At 59.7% G+C, this 23,451-nt stretch carries 26 protein-coding genes; 6 read left to right on the top strand and 20 right to left on the bottom strand.

Annotated elements, in window-relative coordinates:
- Positions 1–281: hypothetical protein (locus tag IE091_RS18450; RefSeq protein ID WP_229800843.1), on the top strand; the 281-nt coding region annotated here is incomplete at its 5' end.
- A gap of 9 nt (positions 282–290) precedes the next feature.
- On the opposite strand, the gene IE091_RS13965 is transcribed toward IE091_RS18450, so the two are convergent.
- From IE091_RS13965 to IE091_RS13975, 3 genes are all read right to left on the bottom strand, one after another.
- The gene (locus IE091_RS13965) at positions 291–713 is read right to left on the bottom strand and encodes an OsmC family protein (RefSeq protein WP_039176488.1); all 423 of its coding nucleotides are present in this window, start codon (positions 711–713) and stop codon (positions 291–293) included.
- Between the two features lie 100 nt (positions 714–813).
- A complete protein-coding gene (locus IE091_RS13970) occupies positions 814–1,644 on the bottom strand; it encodes a flagellar motor protein MotB (RefSeq protein WP_084123741.1) in 831 nt (276 codons plus the stop codon).
- A gap of 4 nt (positions 1,645–1,648) precedes the next feature.
- Positions 1,649–2,431: a MotA/TolQ/ExbB proton channel family protein gene (locus IE091_RS13975; protein ID WP_096922548.1), complete on the bottom strand. Its 783-nt coding sequence runs from the start codon at positions 2,429–2,431 to the stop codon at positions 1,649–1,651.
- Between the two features lie 204 nt (positions 2,432–2,635).
- Here IE091_RS13975 and IE091_RS13980 point away from each other — a divergent pair, with 204 nt between their 5' ends.
- Positions 2,636–3,541, top strand: a complete 906-nt coding sequence (locus IE091_RS13980; RefSeq protein WP_039176491.1) for a DMT family transporter — start codon at positions 2,636–2,638, stop codon at positions 3,539–3,541.
- On the opposite strand, the gene IE091_RS13985 is transcribed toward IE091_RS13980, so the two are convergent.
- From IE091_RS13985 to IE091_RS14010, 6 genes are all read right to left on the bottom strand, one after another.
- Positions 3,495–4,343: an MOSC domain-containing protein gene (locus tag IE091_RS13985; protein ID WP_189463908.1), complete on the bottom strand. Its 849-nt coding sequence runs from the start codon at positions 4,341–4,343 to the stop codon at positions 3,495–3,497. The genes IE091_RS13980 and IE091_RS13985 overlap by 47 nt on opposite strands.
- Positions 4,344–4,408: 65 nt before the next feature.
- On the bottom strand, positions 4,409–5,404 hold the full coding sequence (gene gntR, locus IE091_RS13990) for a gluconate operon transcriptional repressor GntR (RefSeq protein ID WP_016914579.1): 996 nt from the start codon (positions 5,402–5,404) through the stop codon (positions 4,409–4,411).
- A 78-nt stretch (positions 5,405–5,482) separates the two neighbouring features.
- Positions 5,483–6,013 (bottom strand): gluconokinase, encoded by a 531-nt coding sequence (locus tag IE091_RS13995; protein WP_189463909.1) that lies wholly within the window; start codon positions 6,011–6,013, stop codon positions 5,483–5,485.
- Positions 6,014–6,025: 12 nt separating this feature from the next.
- Positions 6,026–7,306, bottom strand: coding sequence for a TRAP transporter large permease (locus IE091_RS14000; RefSeq protein WP_039176503.1), 1,281 nt, complete (start codon positions 7,304–7,306; stop codon positions 6,026–6,028).
- 5 nt (positions 7,307–7,311) lie between these two features.
- Entirely contained in the window at positions 7,312–7,938 is a 627-nt protein-coding gene (locus IE091_RS14005; RefSeq protein WP_039176506.1) for a TRAP transporter small permease, read from the bottom strand.
- A 66-nt stretch (positions 7,939–8,004) separates the two neighbouring features.
- Complete coding sequence (locus tag IE091_RS14010; RefSeq protein WP_081139102.1) at positions 8,005–9,081, bottom strand: TRAP transporter substrate-binding protein; 1,077 nt, start codon at positions 9,079–9,081, stop codon at positions 8,005–8,007.
- Positions 9,082–9,390: 309 nt separating this feature from the next.
- Between IE091_RS14010 and IE091_RS14015 the strand changes: the two genes are divergently transcribed.
- From IE091_RS14015 to IE091_RS14030, 4 genes are all read left to right on the top strand, one after another.
- Positions 9,391–9,840, top strand: coding sequence for a MarR family winged helix-turn-helix transcriptional regulator (locus IE091_RS14015; protein WP_039176513.1), 450 nt, complete (start codon positions 9,391–9,393; stop codon positions 9,838–9,840).
- 112 nt (positions 9,841–9,952) lie between these two features.
- Positions 9,953–10,378: an organic hydroperoxide resistance protein gene (locus tag IE091_RS14020; protein ID WP_189463910.1), complete on the top strand. Its 426-nt coding sequence runs from the start codon at positions 9,953–9,955 to the stop codon at positions 10,376–10,378.
- A gap of 184 nt (positions 10,379–10,562) precedes the next feature.
- Positions 10,563–11,423 (top strand): glutathione-dependent disulfide-bond oxidoreductase, encoded by an 861-nt coding sequence (gene yghU, locus IE091_RS14025; RefSeq protein WP_189463911.1) that lies wholly within the window; start codon positions 10,563–10,565, stop codon positions 11,421–11,423.
- Positions 11,424–11,446: 23 nt separating this feature from the next.
- Complete coding sequence (locus IE091_RS14030; RefSeq protein ID WP_189463912.1) at positions 11,447–11,677, top strand: DUF2798 domain-containing protein; 231 nt, start codon at positions 11,447–11,449, stop codon at positions 11,675–11,677.
- Between the two features lie 128 nt (positions 11,678–11,805).
- Here the strand turns inward: IE091_RS14030 and IE091_RS14035 are convergent, their stop codons facing one another.
- From IE091_RS14035 to IE091_RS14085, 11 genes are all read right to left on the bottom strand, one after another.
- The gene (locus tag IE091_RS14035; protein ID WP_189463913.1) at positions 11,806–13,908 is read right to left on the bottom strand and encodes a TonB-dependent siderophore receptor; all 2,103 of its coding nucleotides are present in this window, start codon (positions 13,906–13,908) and stop codon (positions 11,806–11,808) included.
- A gap of 141 nt (positions 13,909–14,049) precedes the next feature.
- Positions 14,050–14,367 carry a DUF6693 family protein gene (locus IE091_RS14040; protein ID WP_039176527.1) on the bottom strand — a complete coding sequence of 106 codons (318 nt, stop codon included), beginning with the start codon at positions 14,365–14,367 and terminating at the stop codon, positions 14,050–14,052.
- Between the two features lie 53 nt (positions 14,368–14,420).
- Positions 14,421–14,741 (bottom strand): hypothetical protein, encoded by a 321-nt coding sequence (locus IE091_RS14045; RefSeq protein WP_039176530.1) that lies wholly within the window; start codon positions 14,739–14,741, stop codon positions 14,421–14,423.
- A gap of 38 nt (positions 14,742–14,779) precedes the next feature.
- Positions 14,780–15,757 carry a lipid A deacylase LpxR family protein gene (locus IE091_RS14050; RefSeq protein ID WP_144981748.1) on the bottom strand — a complete coding sequence of 326 codons (978 nt, stop codon included), beginning with the start codon at positions 15,755–15,757 and terminating at the stop codon, positions 14,780–14,782.
- A gap of 148 nt (positions 15,758–15,905) precedes the next feature.
- On the bottom strand, positions 15,906–16,445 hold the full coding sequence (locus tag IE091_RS14055) for a YaeQ family protein (RefSeq protein WP_189463914.1): 540 nt from the start codon (positions 16,443–16,445) through the stop codon (positions 15,906–15,908).
- A gap of 132 nt (positions 16,446–16,577) precedes the next feature.
- Positions 16,578–17,276 (bottom strand): glutathione S-transferase family protein, encoded by a 699-nt coding sequence (locus IE091_RS14060; RefSeq protein WP_189463915.1) that lies wholly within the window; start codon positions 17,274–17,276, stop codon positions 16,578–16,580.
- 67 nt (positions 17,277–17,343) lie between these two features.
- On the bottom strand, positions 17,344–17,961 hold the full coding sequence (locus IE091_RS14065) for a LysE family translocator (RefSeq protein ID WP_189463916.1): 618 nt from the start codon (positions 17,959–17,961) through the stop codon (positions 17,344–17,346).
- 107 nt (positions 17,962–18,068) lie between these two features.
- Positions 18,069–18,842, bottom strand: coding sequence for an enoyl-CoA hydratase-related protein (locus IE091_RS14070; RefSeq protein ID WP_189463917.1), 774 nt, complete (start codon positions 18,840–18,842; stop codon positions 18,069–18,071).
- Between the two features lie 109 nt (positions 18,843–18,951).
- Complete coding sequence (locus IE091_RS14075; protein WP_039176547.1) at positions 18,952–19,800, bottom strand: 3-hydroxybutyryl-CoA dehydrogenase; 849 nt, start codon at positions 19,798–19,800, stop codon at positions 18,952–18,954.
- Positions 19,797–21,443, bottom strand: a complete 1,647-nt coding sequence (locus tag IE091_RS14080; protein WP_189463918.1) for an acyl-CoA synthetase — start codon at positions 21,441–21,443, stop codon at positions 19,797–19,799. The genes IE091_RS14075 and IE091_RS14080 overlap by 4 nt, the downstream gene beginning before the upstream one ends.
- Positions 21,444–21,566: 123 nt before the next feature.
- Positions 21,567–23,363 (bottom strand): acyl-CoA dehydrogenase, encoded by a 1,797-nt coding sequence (locus tag IE091_RS14085; RefSeq protein WP_189463919.1) that lies wholly within the window; start codon positions 23,361–23,363, stop codon positions 21,567–21,569.
- Between the last annotated feature and the right edge of the window lie 88 nt (positions 23,364–23,451).

Below are 23,451 nucleotides of genomic sequence, written 5' to 3' on the forward strand. Positions count from 1 at the left end.
ATGTTGGGCATGGCACTGTCTGGGTGAATGGCGATAATGGCTATATTGCCATGCAGGTCAGTGGGTTAGAAGTGCTTCCGGGGGCCGGTCTCACGGATTCAGGTAGTATGAAAGCATCAATATCAATATCACGACACTTTATCGACATCACGCAACTTTCAAGGCAACGAACAACACTTTCCAGCAGGGCGCCAACCCACGACTTTCCATTACCGCTTTATATAAAAAACCACATTATCAAAAGCAAAAAAGAAGTACTTGGCGCCCACTACATAACGTAAGTTATCAAATCAGCCTTTCAACTTGGCCGTCATGGTAATATCAGCATTCAATACCTTTGAAACAGGGCAGTTAGCTTTCGCTGTTTCTGCTGCTTCTTTAAAAGCCGCTTCGTCCGCTCCGCTCACCTGGGCTTCTACTTCGAGATGTATTTTCGAAATATCGAAACCGCTTGAGCCCTGTGACAGCGTTACGCGTGCTTGTGTATCGATGGACTCGGCCGTGTAGCCCTTTTCGCCAAGAATCATGGAGAGCGCCATGGAGAAGCATCCGGCATGGGCAGCACCGATCAGCTCTTCTGGATTGGTGCCCGGCGCACCTTCAAAGCGCTGTTTGAACGAGTAGTTGGCGTCCAGCGCTCCACTCTCGGTGGATACATGGCCTTGGCCGTCTTTCAGGCCACCTTCCCAACGTGCGCTTGCTTTACTATCCATTCTGTTCTCCTTTCCCAGGGTAGTTCGCTAATGGCGAACTGAGCGCAAGATAGCGCTCAGCCTTTTCAGGGTAGCTGATTTCTCCGGGGCTTGCCGAATGTCACGGCGTGATATCACCCGAGGACTCGCTGGTCATCGCCGCCAACTCGACAGGCGCACTGGCATCGATGAGCAGTTCCACACGCCGGTTGGCAGCCCGACCATCTACCGTCGTATTACTGGCTACCGGTCGTGTTTCGGCAAACCCCTGGATGATCAGACGCTCAGGCGCCATATTGCCGTCTTCGATCAATACATTGGCCACGGAGGCAGCACGCATGGCGGAAAGATCCCAGTTGCTGCGAAACTGCGCCGTGCGGATAGGCACGTTATCGGTGTGCCCATGAACCGATAGCGTACCGGTCAACCCGCTGATGAGGCTGGCGAGCTCCACCAGGAGGGAAGCAAATGCGGGCGTCACGTTGGCCGTCCCCGAGCCAAAGGTGCCATTTTCGGCGATTCTGACGATGACTCGCGCCTCCTCCACTTCAATCTCCACGACCCCTTCGGGTAGCGCAGTCGCCAGCAGCGCCTCGATGCTGTTGGCGACTTGCAGGCTACGCTGTCGCTGCTGATTTTCCAGCACGGTGCGCATGGTTTCCAACTGGGGCTGCTGCTGTTGGGTGCGCTGGCGCACCTCTTCTATCAAGGTGCGGTCCGGTGTTGCCGGGGAGAAGTGCTGCATGACCGCACTGGTGCCCATGGGCACCTGCATCGCCTCGATATCCCGCTGCACCCCAAACGCCTGTGACAGCGACTCGGCCACGCGCCGAAACTTTTGCGCATCGATTTCAGCAAAGGAGAGCAGCAGCACGAAAAAGCACAACAGTAGCGACATCAAGTCCGCATAGGTCACCATCCAGGCGGGTATGTTGCTCTTTTTTTTAGCCACCGGCCTATCCCCGCTCGCCGGCTGTCTTGCGTTCGTCGGACTCTACACGATGCTCGGGCGGCAAATAGAGGGCCAGCATCTGCTCCAGCACGCGAGGGTTCTTGTCGCCCTTGATGGCCAGCAGCGCGTCGATCCATAGCTCCTGCATCTTGGCTTCCTGATTCATGCGTACCCACAGCTTGTCAGCGATAGGGTTGGCAAACATGGTGGCAATCATCGCGCCATACATGGTGGTCAGTAGCGCCACGGCCATGGCAGGCCCGATCAGTGACGGGTCGCCCATGTTGGAAAGCATCTGCACCAGCCCTACCAGGGTACCAATCATGCCCATGGCCGGAGACACCTCCCCCAGCGCTGAAAACACCTGGCCTCCGGCCTCGTTGCGCTCCAGTGTCAGCAGGCGCTCTTTTTCCATCATCTCCTTGATCATATCGGCGCTGAAGCCATCCGCCAGCATCTGCAAACCCTGTTTGAGAAAAGGCGAGCTGACTTCACGGCTTTCCAGCGCAATCATGCCCTCGCGGCGTGACACTTTGGCCAACTCCACGAGTTCGTCGATGCTGTCCTGAATGTTGGGGAGCTGAAACTTGAACGCCCGAGCCGCCGCCTTGAGCGCGAACTTGAACTCGGTAATGCTGAACTTGGCCAGCACCACGAACAGACTTCCCCCCACGACCAGCAGTAGCCCAGTAGGGTTCATGAATACCTCGGGCGAGGTACCCAGCATCACAGAAGCCCCTACCAGTACAGCAGCACCCACAAGACCAATCAGCGTCGCGAGATCCACGGTGTATCCTCAGTGTGTCAATATTAGCCACCAGCATTCGCTGAGACAGTAGAGTCCAAACTTCTAAGCGTCAACGCCAAAACCATGACGCCGCTGGTATTGACAAACCAGATTGCTAACCCCTAAGGCGTATTCGCATTTACTCATGTTATGGTTATGCTGAGCGGTTGCTCTCCACGCTGGTGCTCATTTCAAGGAACTACCATGTCAACAGCCGACGCGCTGCGCTTAATACTGCTCTCTTCGTTATGGGGGCTTTCATTTATTTTCATGCGCGTGGCGGCACCGGAGTTCGGCTCCGTCCCCTTGGTGTGGATACGCATGACCATTGGTGCCCTGCTGCTCGTGCCGCTGCTGCTGAGCCTGCACTACGCCCGGCTGATCTGGCAGCATAAAGGGCCGCTACTTCTGCTGGGCGTGGTCAGCCATGTGCTGCCCTTTTCCCTGCTGGCACTGGCAACCACGCGCCTGGAAGCAGGGTTCACCTCACTGCTCAACGCCACCACGCCTATTTTTACCGCGCTGCTGGGGGCGGCTTTTTTTGCCACGCCCGTGAAGCGCCAGCAATACCTGGGGCTGACGTTGGCACTGGTGGGAGTTTATGTGCTGTCGGCACATCGTCTGGACTTCAGTTTGGGGGGAGATGGCTGGTTCATCGTGGCCGTGCTGGGTGCCACCTTCTGCTATGGGGTCGCGGGCAATTATTCGAAAACCCGGCTGGGCCATTTGCCCACGCGGGTACTGGCCGCGGGCAGCAGCGCCATGTCGGCGCTCGTGCTGCTGATCCCCGGACTGCTGCTATGGCCCAGCGAGCCCATCAGCACGCTGGCCTGGGGTAACGCCTTGGCCCTGGCGGTGCTGAGCACCGCCGTGGCCTTTCTACTTTATTTCGGACTGCTGGCCAGCGCCGGGGCCACCGCCACGTCCACGGTCACCTTTCTGGTGCCGGTGAGCGCGCTGCTGTGGGGCTATCTGCTGCTGGAAGAAACGCTCTCGCTGCAGGTAGTGCTCGGCATGGTGATTACGTTGATGGGCACCGCCGTGGCCACGGGGCTACTGCGCTTCAAACCTCGCGTGGTAATGCCTCTACGGCGTCCCCCACACGAATAGTGGCGCCCTGCCCCTTGGTCAGCGTGGCATTCTGGCCAAAAAAAGCGCCTTTCAGATGCGGCTGGGTATTGAGTGACAGCAGCGTCTTGAGTGGCTCGCCTTGGGCAGGGACCGCACCGGTCTGCTGATCCACAGTGGTGATCTTGCAGCGCTGGCAAGGCTTGCGCAGGGTGAGTTCGATACCACCAGTGGGTACTCGCAGCCCGGCCCAGCGGTCTTCCGCCCAAGCGGTGGCAAACTCCACCACGATGTTGGGCCGAAACCGGTTCATGGGGATGGGAGATTGCCCAGCAGCCACCAGCGCCTGATTGAGCGCATCCAGCGAGCCGGTGGTGGTAACCAGGAAAGGGTAGCCGTCCGAGAAGAAAGTATCCGCGCTGTCGCCCGCCAGGAAGTCTGCTTCCACGGGCCGTGGAAAGTCGCTGGCAAAGCGCACCAGACTCAAGCCCCGGGCCGTATCCCCCAAGGCAGCCTCCAGCCATCGAGAGACTTCCTCGCCTTCCGGGTGCGCCTTGCAGTGATCGTTCCAGACAGTCACCTGGCGCAGATCACCTTGCGGCTCATCCAGTGAAATGGCGATAGGCGCCATCGAGGGGTGCGATAGCACCAGCGAGCGCTCATCGAGAGCCACGCCTATGGTGGCCAGGGCGGGCAGCTGACGCTGGGTGACGAAACGCTGCTGCGCATCGACCAGCATCCAGCGCCGATCCCAGGCCAACCCGTGGGTGTAGAGCTCGCTCTGTTGCAGGTCGATCCCCTTGAGCGACTTGACCGGATAGACCGTCAGTTGAGTGATGTTCACGGCAGCCTCATTTGAAGGATAAAAAAACAGCGGTGAATGGACACAGCCCACCTCACACAGACTATCTATAGCGTATCGCCTGCTTCGATACGGTAGCCCAAATCAATGACGGGCTGGTCCACTCCTTCGCCACGGATACGTGCCAGCAAGGCCTGAGCCGCCCTTTCGCCGATGGCTTCGCGGGGAGTCACGACGCTGGCCAGACGCGGCGTCATGGCCTGCCCCACATCATGACCGTGAAAACCGGCAATGGCCATCTGTTGGGGGACGGCAACTCCTTGGCGCAGGCATTCGAAGTACGCCCCCACCGCCACGTCATCATTGGTGCAGAACACCCCATCCGCCTGAGGGTAATCCTGCTGAATCTGCTGCATCAATGCAGCGCCCACGGTGTAAGAGGAGCGCTGGCTACGCTGCAAGGTGACGGGTGATAGCCCATGCGCCTGCATGGCCTGTCGATAGCCTTGCTCACGCTGGCGCGTCCGCTCATCGAGACGCACGGCCAGATAGAGAATGTGGCGGCGGCCACGCCGGATCATCTCGCTGACCATTTCGTAGGCGGCACTCACGTTGTCGTACCCGACGGCCTGCTGAAGCGGGGGGCGATGGGTATCCATGATCTCGACGATAGGAATACCCGCGGTTTCCAGCATGCGCAAGCTGCGCGGCGTATGGTCTCGATCCGAGAGAATCACGCCATCGACATTATAAGAGAGCAGCGAGGCCAGGCTACGCTCTTCGAGCTCGGGGCTGTAGCCGTAGTGGGAAAGCATCAGATGATAGCCCGCAGGCTCGGTATACGCTTCGATGCCCACGATCACATCGGCAAATACCTGGTTGGTCAAGGAAGGAACCAGCACGCCAATGGAGTGGCTCGTGGCCCGCGACAGCAGATCCGGCGCCCGGTTGGGAATGTAGCCAATCTGCTCCGCGGCACTGAAGATACGCTCGCGCAGCCCTTCCGAGACCGCTTCCGGGTCGCGCAGGCAGCGGCTCACGGTCATTTTGGTGGCGCCAACGCGGTCGGCGATGTCTTGCAAGGTGGGGCGTTTTTTCTTCAATGGCGTCACTGCCTGATATCGTGGATGGGCACGGGTCTTACCATAACGAATCCTGCGACCCGTCGCCTATCCCTTCCTTTAGCTTGACGAGCGCTGCGGCTGCGAGGATAGCGTGGCACAAAAGCGCTCGACAATCACGCGAGGCGGCAGCTCAATCGACAGCGTGACGGCCTCATCGGCCAGCGGCGGTTCCAGGTCCGCCAGCTGGCTGGCCAGCATGTCATCCCCCTTGAAGAAGTGGTCGGCACGAGTGGCCAGCCGCTCGCGCAGCACATCGGGCGTCCCCTCCAGGTAGAGGATACAGAGGTCATCATCGCCCTGCCGCAAGCGGTCGCGATAACGCCGTTTGAGCCCGGAACAGGCAACCACTACCGAGGCATCCCGGGTGCGATAGCTTTCCAGCAGGGCCGATAGCGTTGCCAGCCACGCCTGGCGGTCGTCGTCGTTGAGCGGCGTACCGCTGGCCATCTTGGCCACGTTCGCGGCACTGTGATGGTCATCTCCATCGATGAACGTGGCCCCCAGCGAAGACGCCAACTGCTGGCCAATATGAGTCTTGCCGGAGCCCGAAACCCCCATGACAAGAATACGCTGTGAAGTGCTCGTCACACTGCTCTCCTGTCAGTTGCCGCGCACGGCGGTCAAGTTGGGTAACCATGTCACGATCCCGGGGAAGGCAATCAACAGCACCAGCACCACCAGCAGCGCCGCGTAATACGGCAACATGGCCTTGACCAGCGATTCCATCGACACCTTGCCCACGCCACACCCCACGTACAGGCAGGTGCCTACCGGCGGTGTCAGCAACCCGATACCCAGAACGAAGGCCATCAGAACGCCAAAGTAAGCCGCGTCCACCCCCACCGAGGTCACGATGGGCGCCAGCATCGGTGCCATGATCACCATGGCGGGCGTGAGATCCATGACGAACCCGACCAGCAACAGCAGCGCCGCCACGATCAGCAGCAGCAGGAAAGGCTCCTGGGTAATCGCTTGAACCTGACGCACCAGCGTCTGGGGCACCATGTTGATGGTCAGGAACCACGCGATCACGGTGGCAAACGCCAGCAACATCATGACCATGCCGGTCAATCGAGCAGTGCGAATCAGCATGCCGCCAAGCGCTGCCAGCTTGAACTCCCGATAGACCAGCAGGGAGATGGCCAGCGAATAGAGCAGCGCCGCCACGGCCGCTTCCGTGGCCGTAAAGACCCCACCAATGATGCCGCCAATCACGATCACCGGCAGTACCAGTGCCAGCCAGGCCGCCTTGAACGCCTGCCACAGCACGTCCCAGCGGAACTGGCGCACGCCACCGCCCTGCCGAGAGGCCAGCAGGAACGTCGTCACCATCAGCGCACCGCCAATCAGCAGCCCCGGGACGATACCGGAAATGAACAGGCGACTGATCGAGGTTTCCGTGACGATACCGTAGAGAATCAAAGGGATGGAGGGCGGGATGATGATCCCGATCACCGACGAGACCGTATTGATCGCCGTGGCATCCGCTGCGCTGTAGCCCTGCTGCTTCATGGAAGGAATCATCATGGAGCCGGTCGCCGCCGTGTCCGCCACCGCCGAGCCACTGATTCCGCCGAAGAACATCGAGCCGGTGATGGCCACCTGGCCCAGCCCACCACGCATGAAGCCGACGAGCGCCCCTGCCAGCTCCATCAGGCGCCGCGCGATGCCTCCCTGGCTCATCACTTCGCCCACCAGAATGAAGAACGGAATGGCCAGCAGGGGAAAGCTGTTCACGCCCCGGATAGACTGCTCGATCATGATCGACAGCGGAATGTCCGACAGTATGGCCATGACCAGTGCCGCCACTCCCAGCCCAAAGGCAATAGGCAGGCCCATCACGATGGATGCGAACAGGATCGCCAGAAAAATCCATAACATAGTGGTTACTCCCCCACAGAATTGGTGGATGGGTCGCGCGGCGCGAGCACCAGGCGCAAACTGACCCATAGCCGCCACAGCGACACCGCGGCAATGAAGATCACGCACAGCACCAGAGACAGGCTGACCCAACTGAGCGGCACGCCCAGAATGGCAGAACGACCACTGGAGCGAGACAGCACCTGATACCCGCCCCACACCATCACCAGCATGAGCCCCGTGATGATCAGGTGCTGAAGCGCATACAGCAGATGCGCCAGGCGCAGCGGCAGGCGGCGCACCAATGCATCCACCGCAATATGCTCATAGCGCGCAAAGGCCGCCGCCGCACCAATGAAGACCAGCCAGATGAACAGCATGCGCGCCAGCTCATCGACCCAGGGAAGCGAGTGATTGAACAGTGAGCGCCCCACCACGTTGCTGGATACCGAGACGATCAGCGCAACCAGAATGGCGCCGATCAGATACTCCATGCCCAGCGTGATCCAGCGAAACAGGGCGGGCCCCTGAGCCGCATCGGTGTCGATTTCCAGGCACCGTCGGTTAGGGTCGTCCAGATAGGTAGAGGGGTCTGTCGGGTCAGGCGTTGCCAGCACAGGCTCGGCTTGGGGAGTATGCGAGGGGGATGTCATAAAAGCTCCTGGGGCACTATCGAATCGGGCAGGCCACTGGCCTGCCCGAAAACCCACGGCAATGGCTTACTGAGACGTATGGTCTGCCACGATCTGCTGAATTTCAGCAATCAGGTCTTCCCCGATACGCGGTGCCCACTGGGTGTAGACGGGCTGAACGGCTTCCTGGAAAGCGGCCAGCTGCTCATCGTCCAACCGAGTGATCTGCATGCCACGCGCTTCCAACTGCTCACGAGACCAGTCGTCGTATTCGGCAGAGAGCTGAATTTCATACTCGGCAGACTGGCGGGCAGCTTCCAGCACCAGTGCCTGATACTCCGGCGCCATGCGGTTCCAGGTGCGCTCGGAGAGCATCATGATGAATGGCGTATAGACGTGGCGCGTTTCCGTGCCGTAATCCTGCACTTCGTTGAAGTTCGAGGTCAGGATGGTGCTCCAGGGGTTCTCCTGGCCATCCACGACGCCCTGCTCCAGCGCCGAGAACAGTTCACCAAAGGCCATGGGCGTCGGGTTGGCGCCCAGCGCTTCCCAGATGGCCAGATGCACCGGGTTCTGCATGGTGCGCACGCTCAAACCGCGCACGTTGAGGCCCGCCACGTCGTCAGGGGTCGCGACCGGGCGGGCGCTGTTCGACAGCTGGCGGTAGCCATTCTCGGAAAACGTCAGCGCTTTCAAGCCAGTGCCTTCAAAAGCATCCAGCATGTTCTGGGCCGCATCGCTCTGCATGACGGCAATGGCGGCTTCACGGCTGGGCAACAGGAACGGCAAATCGAACACCGACAGCGCCTGCACGTAGCCGGTCGTGGCCGAGCTGGAAGGGTAAGTCATGTCCAGCGTTCCGGTCTGCAGCATCTCCATCATCTGCACGTCATCCCCCAATTGGCTATTGGGGAAGACATTGACGGTAATCCGACCATCGGTACGCTGCGCCAGAATCTCGCCGAAATATTGGCTGGACAAGAACTGCGGGGAGGTTTCGGACAACCCGATACCCATGCGCAGCGTATGGCTACCATGGTCTGCCAGAACCTCGCCCTCGATGGCGGGCGGCGCGGAAAGCTCCGGGCCTTGTGCATGCGCCATGCCAAAGGTCAGAGTGGTGGCGCCCAAAAGGGTCAATGTGCTACGCCAAATCGTTGTCATCGTTGTTTCTCCACGCAGAATTGTTGTTAGTGGCCGGGTTGTGCATGGCCAGTTTTTGAAGGACCAGTGCTTGAATGACCAGGCTGCCGAGCGATGCGGTAGCTCGATGGCTTGCCGATAACGTGTGTCAGGCCAGAGGCTGTTTGTTACCGGTAACATCGAGTGTATGAAGGCTAGCGGCGGCCTCTGAGCGTGTCAAAACAAATATGGTGATTTGCGACCAACGTCTAGGGTTTGTCTAAAAAGTCAGATAGTAAGTAGACGCTGGGCGCGATACATTACCTTTCACGTCAACACCTCGGAGAAGACATGACAGAACTTGAGCCCTGCAACGAACTGGAGCTGGACCAGCAGCTCTGCTTCGCGCTGTACTCAACGTCGCTGATGATGACCAAAACCTACAAGCCACTGCTCAAGGAGCTAGGGCTCACTTACCCGCAATACCTGGCCATGCTGGTGCTCTGGGAAAACGATGGGATTACCGTAGGTACATTGAGCAAGCGCTTGCTTACCGATCCGGGTTCGCTCACTCCGCTGCTCAAACGGCTGGAAAACGAGGCGTTGATCAAACGCCAGCGCAGCACCCAGGATGAGCGTGTGGTCGAGCTGTTGCTGACCGACAAGGGCCGCGCGCTACGCGCCCAGGCGCAGCATATTCCGGGCTGCATCATCAAGGCCAGCGAACACTCTGCCGACGCCTTGCGTGAGCTGAAAGACGACTTGATTGCGCTTCGTCAGCGCCTGCAGTCGGACCAGTAAACGCGAATGACACTGTCTTTTGAGTGACTCCATATTTATCTTGTGTGCAAATTAAAATGGCGCTAAATTAAAATCTCTTTTTCCAAACTCGCTCATACCCTTGGAGACGCCCATGTCTATCGAAACCATTGCTTATCGCGCCCATGCCCACGCTACTGGCGGCCGCGAAGGCCACGCCAAATCCTCTGACGGCGCTCTGGATGTCAAGCTGAGCACGCCGAAGGAACTGGGGGGCGCTGGCGGTGCTGGCACCAACCCGGAACAGCTGTTTGCCGCAGGCTACTCCGCCTGCTTCCTGGGTGCCTTGAAGCACGTTGCCAGCCAGGAGAAGGTAAAGCTGCCTGCAGACGCACAGGTCGATGGCAGCGTGGGTATTGGTGCCATTCCTACCGGGTTTGGCATCGAAGTGGAGCTCAAGATCAGCCTGCCGGGCCTGGAAAAAGATGTTGCGCAGTCGCTGGTCGATAAAGCCCACATCGTGTGCCCATACTCCAATGCCACCCGTGGCAACATCGACGTCACTCTGACATTGGTGTAAATGCTTGAAACGCCTCTGGCCTGTCTCTCGCAGGTCAGAGGCAGCCTGCCCCCCTTCTCCCAGCGTTGCCTTTGTTCTGCCCTTGCCATTTAATTAACTCGCTAACGACATACCCTTGTAGCCAGGCTCAAGCGCCCCAATAGATTCACTACGACAACGCATGACCGCTAAACGCGAGGACCTCATGAGCGATCCAACCTATACGCCGCCCAAGGTATGGCAATGGGAACCCGGCAACGGTGGCAAATTTGCCAATATCAACCGCCCCGTCGCAGGTGCCACCCACGATAAACACCTACCCGTCGGCAAGCATCCGCTGCAGCTTTACTCGCTGGCCACGCCTAACGGCGTCAAGGTCACCGTGATGCTCGAAGAGCTGCTGGAAAAAGGCATCACCGACGCCGAATACGATGCCCACCTGATTCAGATCGGTGAAGGCGACCAGTTTGGCAGCGGGTTCGTGGAGGTGAACCCCAACTCCAAAATCCCGGCACTGATGGACCATAGCGTCCAGCCGCCCCAGCGGGTGTTCGAGTCAGGGGCCATCCTGCTCTATCTGGCCGAAAAATTTGGTGCCTTTCTGCCCAGCGACCCAGCCAAGCGTACCGAATGCCTTTCCTGGCTGTTCTGGCAGATGGGCAGCGCCCCGCTGCTGGGCGGCGGCTTTGGGCATTTTTATGCCTATGCGCCGGAAAAGTATCAGTACCCTATCGACCGCTACACCATGGAAGTGAAGCGCCAACTGGACGTACTCGACCGCCACCTGGCAGACAACCGTTATATGGCGGGTGATGAATACACGATTGCCGACATGGCGATCCACCCCTGGTATGGCGCGCTGGTCAAGAATCGCGTGTATGAGGCGGCCGAATTTCTGGAGGCCCACACCTACACCCACGTGCTGCGCTGGACCGAAGAGATCGATGCCCGCCCCGCCGTGCAGCGCGGCCGCATGGTCAACCGCACCTGGGGTGAACCCCATGAGCAGCTTCATGAACGCCACGAGGCCAGCGACTTCACTGACAAAACCGCAGACAAGCGTTAATTCGCGTATCAGGAAAACGTGCGATGTTCGATCCGAAATACGCCCAGCTGCTATTTTCATGCCTGATGGCGCTGTTCATGTCGTGCATCATGTCGCTGGTGATTACGCTGTATAACGTGGGACTCGTTGAGGGGATCGTGATGATTTGGCTCAAAGCGTGGCTGTTTGCCTTTGCCGTCGCGCTGCCGGTGATCAACCTGGTCTCCCCTATCGTAAGGCGGTTGGTGAAGCTGCTGATCAAACAGCCACACTAAGCGTCGACTCACGAAGAGACCCAAGAAGGCAACGGAGCCTGCTCATCGCAGGCCCCGTTGTTCATGTAGCAAGCTCATGTAGCGAGTTCATGTGGCGACATGCCGCCGTACATCACGCAGCGCGTGTATCAAAACTGATAGCGCACGTTGGCCGTGACGCTGCGGCGGTCACCGTAGCCACAGTCGCCTCCGTCATAGCGGCACCAGGAGATGTACTCTTCGTCGGTGGCGTTTTTCAGGTCGACCGAGAAATCCCACTCGCCCAGGGTGTAACCCACCATCGCATCGTACAACGTGCTGGAAGGCACCAGCGGTGCTTCGGCAGCGCCCACGTTATCCCCCACATAGCGCACACCTGCGCCCACGCGCCAGTGATTGCCCAGGTACAAACGATTCCACCAGGAGACCTGCTCTTCAGCCACGTAGGGCAGCCTCGCGCCGGTAGCATCATTAGTGGCATTGAGATTGGTATAAGCCAGCTGCGTCTCGAACTGCTGCCAACGCTTGTTGACCTGCAGCTCCCAGCCATCCACCACGGCCCCCACCTGCTCGACGCCACCGGGCGTGGCGCCATCGCTGATCCGGTTCTGCTGGGTAATGTCGAAATACGCCGCACTGAGCGCCAACGACTGATCAGGCGACACATACTTGAAGCCAATCTCTTCCTGATCACCCGTGGTAGGCTTGAGCGGGCTCGGATTTGCCGTCCCGTCACTGCCCAGATTCATCGAGAACGCTTCAGAGTAGCTGACGTAAGGTGAAAAGCCGTTGTCAAAGCGATACATCAGCCCGATACGCCCGGTCGTCTGCGCTTCGTCGCTGACCGTATCGGGCCCCGAAAGCGCCAGCGTGCGGTTCTCGGCCCAGTCACGACGCAGGCCCGCAGAGATCACCACCGGTCCCACTTCGATGTGATCGGCCAGATAGACCCCGACCTGCTCGATCCGGTTATCGGGCCGATCGGTTGGCGTCAGCGAATCCAATTGCAGATTACCGTAACGTGGCTGGTAGACGTTGAAGCGACCGCCACCCCCCGTCACGGAGCTGTAGTTGTCTTGTGCCCAACGGGCATCCTGACGATCGATCCCTGCCACCAGGGTGTGTTCTGTCGCCCCCAGAGCAAATTCACCGGCAAGCCGAGCGTCCAGGTTCAAAATGCGGGTGTCGGCATCGGCCGTGAAGATCGTCCGGTTGACCTCACCGTTGGCATCCGGAACGCTGGGAATATCGACCCAGTGCTCGCGTGTCTCAGTGCTGGAGTTGGTGTAGCGCGCCGTGGCCGAGAAGGCCCATGCATCGTTGAGCTGCTGATCAACGAACAGCGTGGTCTCGGTTTTTTCGCTATCGTAACGGTCCCAGCCGGGCTCACCCACGAAACGCTCTGAGCCAATGAATCCCAAGGAGCCCGGCTGCAAAGTGCCCACCTGCGGCAGGAACTGCGCAGATACCTGGCTTCTGTCCTCCTGGCGATTCAGCAGCAGCGTCACGCGGGTATCGTCACTGGGGCGCCAGGTAAACGAAGGCGCCAGGACATACCCGTCATCCCTGACGTGGTCGACTTGGGTGTCACTGTCACGCACGAGCGCCACGATCCGGTAGAGAAATACGCCCTCCTCGTCGGCGGCCCCGGTAAAATCAAAGGCCAGCTGCTTGCGATCGAAGGTGCCGTATTGTGCCCATATCTCACCGCTGCGCTCTTCCTGGGGAAGCTTGGAAACACCGTTGATGATGCCACCCAGATCTGCCTGCCCGTACAGCATCGACGAGGGCCCGCGCAGAACCTCGACGCTCTCCAGTGCATAGACATTGGTGCGCACGGTGTTGTATGAACCATAGATCTGGCGTAACCCGTCCAGATAGCGGCCTGCGTCCAACCCTCGCACCTTGGCACTGTCACCACGGGTATCGAAGCCGAAATTCCCCGCATAGACGCCCGGGGTGTAGAGCAGCGTGTCCTGAATATTCTTCGCACCGCTGTCCTGGATGAATTCCTGGTCGATCACCGACATCGAAAAGGGTTGCTCGGCCATCGGCACGTCCAGCTTGCCGACGCCAGGCTGGCGTTCGGCTTCGATATAACCGAAGCGACCCGCCGTCTCTGCGGTGACTTCCACCGTTTCCAGATTCACATTGCCAACGGGGTTCTCTTGCGCCTGCAGCGACGTGGTGACCGCCGCCAGCGCAACGGCCACGCCTAAAGTGCGCAACCGAAAGGTAGGTAGATGGTTCATCTTGGATCCCAGAGCGAATAGTAATATTAATGAGAGTAATTTTTATTCGCGCAAAATATAGAATCCGAACGTTGGGTTGTCAACGTGAACCTGTGAAAGGGGGTGCCCGCTGACAGGCAGCGGGCGGAGGAACCGGCAGAACTACAGCACGCGTGAGTTGTTCAACGCGTAGTTCCAGACGCGGTAAAAGTAGAAGATATAGCCAATCCCCAAGGTGATAAACGAAATCACCATCCACAGGATGATATGGCCGATATTGCTGAAGATATTGATATCGCAGACCATTTTTCGCTCTACCCCACTGGCATGGTCGACCACGCTAGTACGATTGATGACAAAGCGAGCAAAGGAGTACGGAAAGAAAAACAGCGCGATCCCCAGCGTAAAAATCGTCAGTAACAGCCACACCAGCAGGTGGCCCACGATATCCAGAATGGACAGATTGGCTTTGATGGTCACAGGGTGCCTATCGATGCAGTAAGAGTGGTGTGCAGATTACCACACGCCGGGATTCAGGAGCGCGAAGCCCACCAGTCGGCATAGGAGCTGTTGTGGGGAGCGAGACCGCCTTCGTCCGGTGCTCCATCCTGCCACCAGACAGGCCCCCGCTCACCCAGTGCTTCCTTGGCTTCCTGCACGGCCTGACGTGCCTGGCGAAGCGCGTGCTCATCGTCATGCTGTTGGGCACTGCGCACCGCACGCCGCGCCTTCATCAACGCTTTGACATGAAGACGCCGGGTATCTTCCGAGAGACGCGGATCGGTGCAGCGCCACAGCCGGTTCTTGGCAACGAAGTAGCGTCCATCCGGTGTCTGTGGGTATTTGCTGCTCATGCTGCCCCTCTCGGTCGTTTGCGCGTCGGCCTACTGCACTAGAAACGCTTGGTCAGCGTCATGGCGCCAAACACATCCTGCTCATCCTGCCCTTCGAACTCGCGGGTGCGCTGTACGACGGCGTAGGTCACCTGCCAGTCTTCCCAGGCCAGCGCCAAGCCCGTGGAGGCATCGGCGACCCACTCCTTGCGGTCTACCGAATGGCTATCGCGCACGGTATTACCGTCCAGGGTCAGATTATGGGCCATGTAATAGCCTTCGACGCTGGCAAACAGATACCACTGCCAGCCACGGCTCTCGCTCATCAGATGGCGCGTACCGGGGTTGGGGGTCAGGGTAGGAATGCCTTGAGCGTCGTCTCCCCAGCGCACGCTGTAGCCAGCGCTGGCGTAGGTGTACAGGTTGCCTAATGCCGCCCCGACACTGGGGCCGTGAGCAAACTGTTTGCCCGCCAGCGGAGTGTCATGCCACCACTGGCGGCGCAGCGTCAGATTGATCAGCGCTTCGTCACCCAGCTGATTACGCCAGCCCCGCGGGCGGTCGCTATTGGTGACGCGGTGCACCTCACGCTGGATACTGTCAGCCAAGGAAGAGGGCCCCACCAAGCCTACATCCAGGTGCAGATCGGTGGCCCGCTGCCACTGCCCCACCGGCACATCTTCATATAGCGACACACCGCCGTATACCAGCCCTGCATAGGGGCGGTCATCTTCGATCAGGGAGCGCCGTTCGATGTTATCGGGCGTATAAATCTGGTGCACGAAGCGATACGCCACCCGGTCAGCCTGCCCCATCAACCCCGTTGGCAACGCCACGGCAAGCCGCTGCAGCCAGTTCTGTTCGGAGGGCGTCGTCATCCAGTTCAGCTCGAAGCCACTGGTGAAGTGGCCGTCATCACTGCTGGCCAGGCCATCGTTTTCGAGCTTGAGGGTCAAGGCGCTGTCGCTGGCCATGGCTAGCGCCGGCAGCAGGCTAAACGGCAATACCAGGGCACGTAATACAGCAAAGGGTTTCATGGCTCGTTCCTTGAGTAACAAACATTGCTGATTGTATGTAATCTTGCAAAAAGATAGCAAGCTACTTTTATAGTCGCCTATGGCTCGCTCAACGCGGTTTCCACTTGCGCGGAGCCTGGCGGTCATCCCTCATCGCCAGTACCCTCGATCAGCGTTCGCGCAGCAGCCATTCAGGGGTGATTTCGTGCTGGCCGTTCTCATCGGTAATGAACAGCGCACCATCACTGATCATCACGGCCCAGTTGATGGCCCTGGGCAAGTTCGTCGCCACCGTAGACAGCGCCTCGGCGGGTAACCCGGCCACGTGAACGTTCTTCAGCGATGCGACCGCAGGCAGCACTTTGCTCTCCCACAGGTCGACACGGCCATAGGCCAGCAGGGAAACCCGCTCGGCACGCCGAGAACACCAGGTCATGCGTTCGGCATCGGGAAGCCCTACTTCAATCCAGTGTAGCACTCGCCCGTCCAGGCTCTTCTCCCACAAGGCTGGCTCGTCCACGTCCGAGAGCCCGCGTCCAAAGGCCAGCGCTTCGCTGTACCACAGCAGGTAAGCGATCAGCCGTGTGCACAGGCGCTCTTCGGTTTCGGAAGGGTGGCGCGCCACCGTGAACCGCAGCGTTTCGTAGACGTTGCGGTCCAGGTCGGTCAGGTTCACATCCACTTTGTAGGGGGTAGCACTTAGCGCCATCTGATGACTCTCAATCGTGTTGCGAAATATTAGAGGCGTCAGTGTAGCGGATTTACGCCCTCTCCGCGCCGTCCCCCCTCTAGCCCGGAACTTCCTGCACAGTACTTTCTGTACAGTACTTTCTTTAAAGTACTATGCGGTCGCCCGCTCGTCGCTCAGCAGCGTTGCCTGCTTCAGGGTCTCTTGTTCATGCATGGGCTCCCGCCAGGTCTCTTTCAGCGCCGCCGCATACCACGCCTGCATGGCAGGCAGAGCCAACAGGCGCTGCACGTAGGCCAGCGAGGCATCGCCCAGCGGAAGGCCAAAGGTTTGCACGCGAAACGCCACTGGGGCATAAAACGCGTCCACGGCGGTAAAGTGCTCACCCGCCAGAAAAGGGCCACCAAAACGCTCAAGCCCCTCCTGCCATAGCGCATCCAGCCGGGCCAGGTTGCTTTTCAGCCCAAGGGACATCGCGTTCATCGCTACCCGTACACCACAGTTCATCGAACACTCATCGCGCAGCGCTGCAAAGCCGCTATGCATCTCGGCACTGGCGGAGCGTGCCCAGGCCCGTGCGGCAAGCTGCTGTGGCCATACGTCAGGATGCGCTTCGGCCACGTACTCGACAATCGCCAGCGAGTCCCACACGGCCACCTCGTGTTCGCGATCGACCAGGCACGGCACCAGCCCCGAAGGAGAAAAACGCTTGAAGGTCGCGAGGCTCTCGCCAAAGCCCCCTTCGAACGGCATCAGATGCTCGTTGAAGGGGATCTCCAGCGTTTTCAGCAGCACCCAAGGGCGCAGCGACCAGGAAGAGTAGTTCTTGTTGGCGATATACAGATCAAACATGGTGCGCTCCTTGTGGTGAACACGTCATTGATCGCTTTAGCGATTGATAGCCTTGCGAGTGATCGTTTTAGCGTGCCGCCTGAACCAGCGTATTCCCGCCCAGCCCCATCAGTACGCCGCCGCCCATCCGCTGTACCCAACGGGTGGAGCTATTGGACGTTTGCAGCCAAGCGCGCAGCGGGCTGGCCAGCAACACCACGACCACGTCCGCCGACGAAAACAGTACGTTGGTGGCTACCCCCAGCCACAGCAGTTGCCATGCCACCGGCAAAGCGCTGTCGGGCTGCACGAACTGGGGCAGGAACGCCACGAAGAACAGCGCCGTTTTGGGGTTGAGCACTTCTACCAGGAAACTATCGCGCAGCACCCGCCGGGTGGTGGCCAACGGCAGCTCATCGCCAATCGTGCGAATGCCCTGCCGCCACAAGCGCACCCCCATCCAGAGCAGATAGAGCCCACCGATGATCTTCATGGCGAGATACGCAGGCGGAATGGCGGCAAACAGCAGGGCCAGGCCAAGCGCGGCCGCTATTACATGCACGTAGCAGCCTAGATGCACTCCCGCCACCGCCAGCCAGCCTGCGCGTCGGCCACGCCCCAGGGTTTGCGCAGCGGTATACAGCATCGCAGGCCCAGGCAAGTAGGCAAACCCCAGCGCGGCAACCACAAAAGCGGCCCACTGCATCGCGGTGCCTCCTTTCTCTGAAAAATAGAAAATAGTGAGCCTGAGAATAAATTAAGGGGTGACGCATACGCCACCCCTTGAATAAGTAAAACTCGAAAAACAAACCCCTAGAAATTGGGTTTACGCTTCTCGACAAACGCACTCATGCCCTCTTTCTGCTCTTGGCCTGCAAAGCAGAAGGCGAACAGGCTGGTTTCCAGGGCCAAGGCGCTATCGAGGTCCTGATCCATGCCGTCATGCACAGCCTGCTTGGCGCCGCGTACCGACTGCGGCCCGTTACCCTTCAGCTGCTTGGTAAGCTCTTCAACATAGTTCTCAAGCTCGGCCTGGGGCATTACCCGGTTGACGAGACCGATGCGCAGCGCTTCCTGGGCATCGATCTTGCGCCCGGTCGTCACCAGGTCGATGGACATGGCGGGACCGACTCGGCGCGGCAAACGCTGGGTGCCGCCAAAGCCTGGAATGACGCCTAGCAGGACTTCCGGCTGGCCGAAGATGGCGTTGTCGCTGGCGACGGCCCAGTCGCAGGCCAGCGCCAGTTCGCAGCCGCCGCCAAGGCAAAACCCGTTGACCAGCGCGACCACCGGCACGGGCAAGGTTTCCAGGCGTTTGATGGTGCGCAGTGCCTGGCTGGCAAAGGCGCGCGCTTCTTCCGGGGTTTTATCACGCATCTCGGTGATGTCTGCCCCGGCCACGAAAGATTTTTCTCCGGCCCCCGTAATCAATACCGCCCGCAGGCTGGGGTGAGCTTCCAACTCGACCAGGTGCGTTTCCAAAGCGCTGAGCACTTCGCTGTTCAGCGCGTTCAAGGCTTTGGGACGATTAATGGTCAGGCGTACCACGCCATCGTTATCAACCTTCTCGATCACTGCATCGCTCATGGCGGCTCCTTAATTGTTATCGCGCGTAGAAGTGGTTACCACTCAACCCTAGCGAACGCTTGGTTGGGTGGCAATCACTTCTTTTGTCGCCCCTTAAGCTCGCAGCCTGCTATTCGTAGATATAGAACCCACGCCCACTCTTGCGGCCCAGATAGCCTGCGGCCACCATGCGCTTGAGCAGCGGGCAGGGGCGGTACTTGGGATCGCCAAAACCTTCCTGCAGCACTTCCATGATCGCCAAGCACACATCCAGGCCAATCAAATCCGCCAGCGCCAGCGGCCCCATGGGATGGGCGGCACCCAGCTTCATGGCGTCATCGATGGCTTCCGGCGTGGCGGTGCCTTCCTGCACGATAAACGCGGCCTCGTTGATCATCGGCACCAGCAAACGGTTCACGGCAAAGCCTGGCGCATCGCCCACCGGCACTGCGGTTTTGCCCAGCGCCTTGGTCAGCGCTTCGATGCGCTCTACGGTGGCATCCGAGGTCTGCTCGGCGCGGATCACCTCGACCAACTTGAGTACCGGCACCGGGTTGAAGAAGTGCATGCCTACCACCCGCTCAGGGCGCTCGCAGACCGCCGCCAGCCGTGTCAGTGATAGAGACGACGTGTTCGATGCCAGAATAGCGTCGCTGCTCAAATGGCTGAGATCCCGAAACAGCTTCTCTTTCAATGCGGGCTGCTCGGGAGCAGCTTCGATGATCACGCTGCAGTCGCTGAGCGCATCCAGCGCCGTGGTGGTCGAAAGCCGAGCCAGCGCTTCCTGCTTGCCCTCTGCCGTCATCTTCTCTTTGGCAACGAGCTTCTCGAGCCCTTTATCGATTGCATTTTTGGCGCGGGTGAGCTGCTCATCGGCAACATCGTACAGCCGTACATTAAAGCCACTGGCGGCCACCACTTGAGCAATCCCCTGCCCCATGGTGCCTGCGCCTACCACGCCAATCCGCTGTTCGCTCATTGCTGTTCCCCTGACTGGTGCTGTCTGGCTTCTTCACGCAGCACGAATTTTTGAATTTTGCCCGTGGACGTTTTGGGCAGTTCGCTAAAAACCACCGTTTTCGGCACTTTAAAGCTCGCAAGATGATTACGGCAGTGGGCAATGATATCCGCCTCGGTGACTTCGCCGTAGCCTATTTTCAGTTTGACGAACGCGCAGGGCGTTTCGCCCCACTTTTCATCCGGCTTCGCGACCACGGCGGCCTCTTCCACCGCTGGATGGCTGTAAATGGCATCTTCGACTTCAATGGTGGAGATGTTTTCACCGCCCGAGATGATGATATCTTTCGAGCGGTCTTTAATCTCGATATAGCCGTCGGCGTGCCATACCGCCAAGTCGCCCGTGTGGTACCAGCCGCCCTCCAGCGCTTTTTCCGTCGCCTCGGCGTTTTTGAGATATCCCTTCATCACGTTGTTGCCGCGCATCAGGATTTCGCCGATGGTTTGGCCATCCTTGGCAACGGGTTCCAGCGTGACTGGATCGGCGACGCAGAGCGCTTCCAGCATGTGGTAGCGCACGCCTTGGCGTGACTTGAGTTTGGCCCGCGACTCCAGCGGCAGCTCGTTCCACGCCTCGCGCCAAGCACATACCGTGACCGGGCCGTACACCTCGGTAAGCCCGTAAACGTGGGTCACTTCGATGCCCAGCTTTTCCACCCCTGCAATCACCGAGGCAGGCGGCGCGGCACCGGCGGTGGTCACCTTCACCGGATGATCGAACACCCGCTTCTGTTCGGCGGGCAGGTTCACCAGCCCATTGAGCACGATCGGCGCACCGCTAAAGTGAGTGACGCCCTCTTCAGCGATCAGGTCAGTAATGCGTTTGGGATCTACCTTGCGTAAGCAAACGCTGACGCCTGCATTGGCGGCAATGGTCCAGGGGAAGCACCAGCCGTTGCAGTGGAACATCGGTAGCGTCCACAGGTAGACAGGATGGTGCGGCATGGCCCACTCGAGAATGTTGCTCACCGCGTTCAGGTAGGCACCGCGATGGTGATATACCACCCCTTTGGGTTTGCCCGTGGTCCCAGACGTGTAATTCAATGAAATCGCCTGCCACTCGTCGCTGGGCAGTTGATAAGCGTACTCCGGGTCGCCCTCGGCCAGCAGCGCCTCGTACTCCAACTCGCCAATGCCTTGAGTCTCACCCAAAAACTCCGGGTCGGCCACGTCGATGATCAGCGGCTTGCTCTCCAACGTGGCCACCGCCGCTTGAATCACCTCGGCAAACTCAGGATCCACCAGAATCGCCCTGGCTTCGCCATGGGCCAGCATATAGCGGATGGCATCGGCATCGAGGCGGATATTCAGGGTATTCAGCACGCAGCCCGCCAGCGGCACACCGAAGTGGGCCTCGAACATTGCGGGCACATTGGGCAGCATGGCGGCCACCGTTTGCCCTGGCTGAAGGCCACGCTTTTCCAGCGCCGAGGCTAACTGGCGGCAGCGTGCCCAGGTCTCTGCCCAGGTGCGGCGCGTCTGGCCATGCACCACGGCCGGGTAATCGGGATACACCGCCGCCGAACGCTCGATGAACGTTAGAGGGGAAAGCGCCACGTGATTGGCGGCTGTCGGTGGTAGATCTTGTTCAAAGATGGAGGTCATGATCGGTTTTGCACTCTTGGTTTTATTATTGAAGGTTTTATTACTGAGGGTTTTATTGGGCGCGACGCTCGCCATGGGCGATACCTGATGAACACCGCCGCCTGAAAGGCGGCGGCAGTGGGATCAGTAGGCGACGCGGCTGTCAAACTGGCTAAAACACTGCATGCCGGCCTCGATCACCGCGCGCTGGGCACGCCCGACCGGCAGCCACTGGTGGATGACGAACTCGGCGCTGCACAGCTTGGTGCGGTAAAACGGGTCGTCGCTGCCTTGGGTAATGGCTTGCTGGGCATGCAGCGCCGCCTGGCCCATCTGCCAGGCGCACAGCACATGGCCCGCCAGGTTCAAGAGCGGCGTGGCGTAGGCTTGCACGGCATCCGGCCCCTGTTCAGGGTGGCTACCCTGCTCCAGCACGATCTCCATGGCGGCCTGCAGGTCGTCAGCGGCATCGCTCAGCAGCGGCCCCATGGCATTCAGCCGCGTACTCTTGCCCAGGTCGTCAGCGGTGTTGCGTACCTCGGCCAACAGGGCCAGCAAGGCGGCACCACCATCGCGCTGCAGTTTGCGGCCTGCCAGGTCCAGCGCCTGGATGCCGTTGGTGCCTTCATAGATGGGCGCGATGCGGGCATCTCGGAGCAGCTGGGCAGCGCCAGTCTCTTCCACATAGCCCATGCCGCCGTGCACCTGAACCCCCATGGAAGCAATGTCCACGGCCTGGTCGGTAGAGAAACTCTTGACGATAGGAATCAGTACATCTACACAGGCCTGGGCCGACTGGCGCTCGGCGTCATCGGCCGCATGACGGGCAACATCCAGCTGGCCAGCGCAGTAGAGGGCCAGCGCACGCAGCGCATCGGTACGGGCACGCATGGACAGCAGCATACGGCGCACATCGAAGTGGTCGCTGATGGTGCAGTCGCTGCCGCCGCGCTGCTTGGGTGAACGCCCCTGGGTGCGGTCATTGGCGTAGGCAAACGCGTGCTGGCAGGCGCGCTCGGCCACACCAATGCCCTGAATACCGACCTTATGACGCGCCTCGTTCATCATGGTAAACATGTGGTTGAGCCCGCGCCCCTCCTCCCCCACCAGATAGCCTACGGCACCGCCGTTTTCACCAAAGCTGAGAGTACAGGTGGGCGACCCGTGAATGCCGAGCTTGTGCTCGATGGAGGCGCAGGTGACATCGTTACGCTCGCCCAGCGAGCCGTCGTCATTGACCAGGAACTTAGGCACTAAAAAGAGTGAGATACCCTTATTGCCTTCCGGGGCATCGGGCTTACGGGCAAGAACGAGGTGAATGATGTTTTCGGCAGCGTCGTGCTCGCCCCAGGTGATGTAGATCTTTTGACCGCTGATGCGGTAGTGATCGCCTTCTGGAACGGCTTTGGTACGCACCTTGGAAAGGTCCGACCCCGCCTGGGGTTCGGTGAGGTTCATGGTGCCGGTCCAGGAGCCCTCGACCAGTTTGGGCAGGTAGGTCGCTTTCAAGGCATCGCTGCCGTGATGGGCCAGCGCCTCGATGGCACCGGCGGTGAGCATCGGGCACAGCCCTAACGCCATGTTCGCGCCGTGGAGCATCTCCTGCACCGCGCTGGCCACTACTTCGGGCAGGTTCTGACCGCCCAGTGCTTCAGACACGCCAATGCCGTTCCAACCACCCTCCACATACGCCAGGTAAGCCGCCGCGAAGCCTTCGGGGGTGGTGACGCTGCCATCGGTGTGACGCTGGGCTCCCTGACGGTCTCCCGTACTATTGAGCGGCCCCCAGACGTCACCTGCCAGCTTCGCAGCTTCTTCCAGTACGGCTTCAACGAGATCCGGTGTGGCTTCTTCAAACCCAGGCAGCGCCAGGGAGCGGTGCGCCAGCATCTCTTCCAGCACAAAGCGCAGATCGCGGACCGGCGCGGCGTAGTAATTCATGGCAAAACCTCGGGCAAATACGGCGACATAGTAAAAACACTATCGTCGATAGTAGTTTCACTACTTCCAGCGCACCATTAGCCCAAGG

The sequence above is a fragment of the Vreelandella hamiltonii genome, assembly GCF_014651775.1.
Taxonomy (GTDB): domain Bacteria; phylum Pseudomonadota; class Gammaproteobacteria; order Pseudomonadales; family Halomonadaceae; genus Vreelandella; species Vreelandella hamiltonii.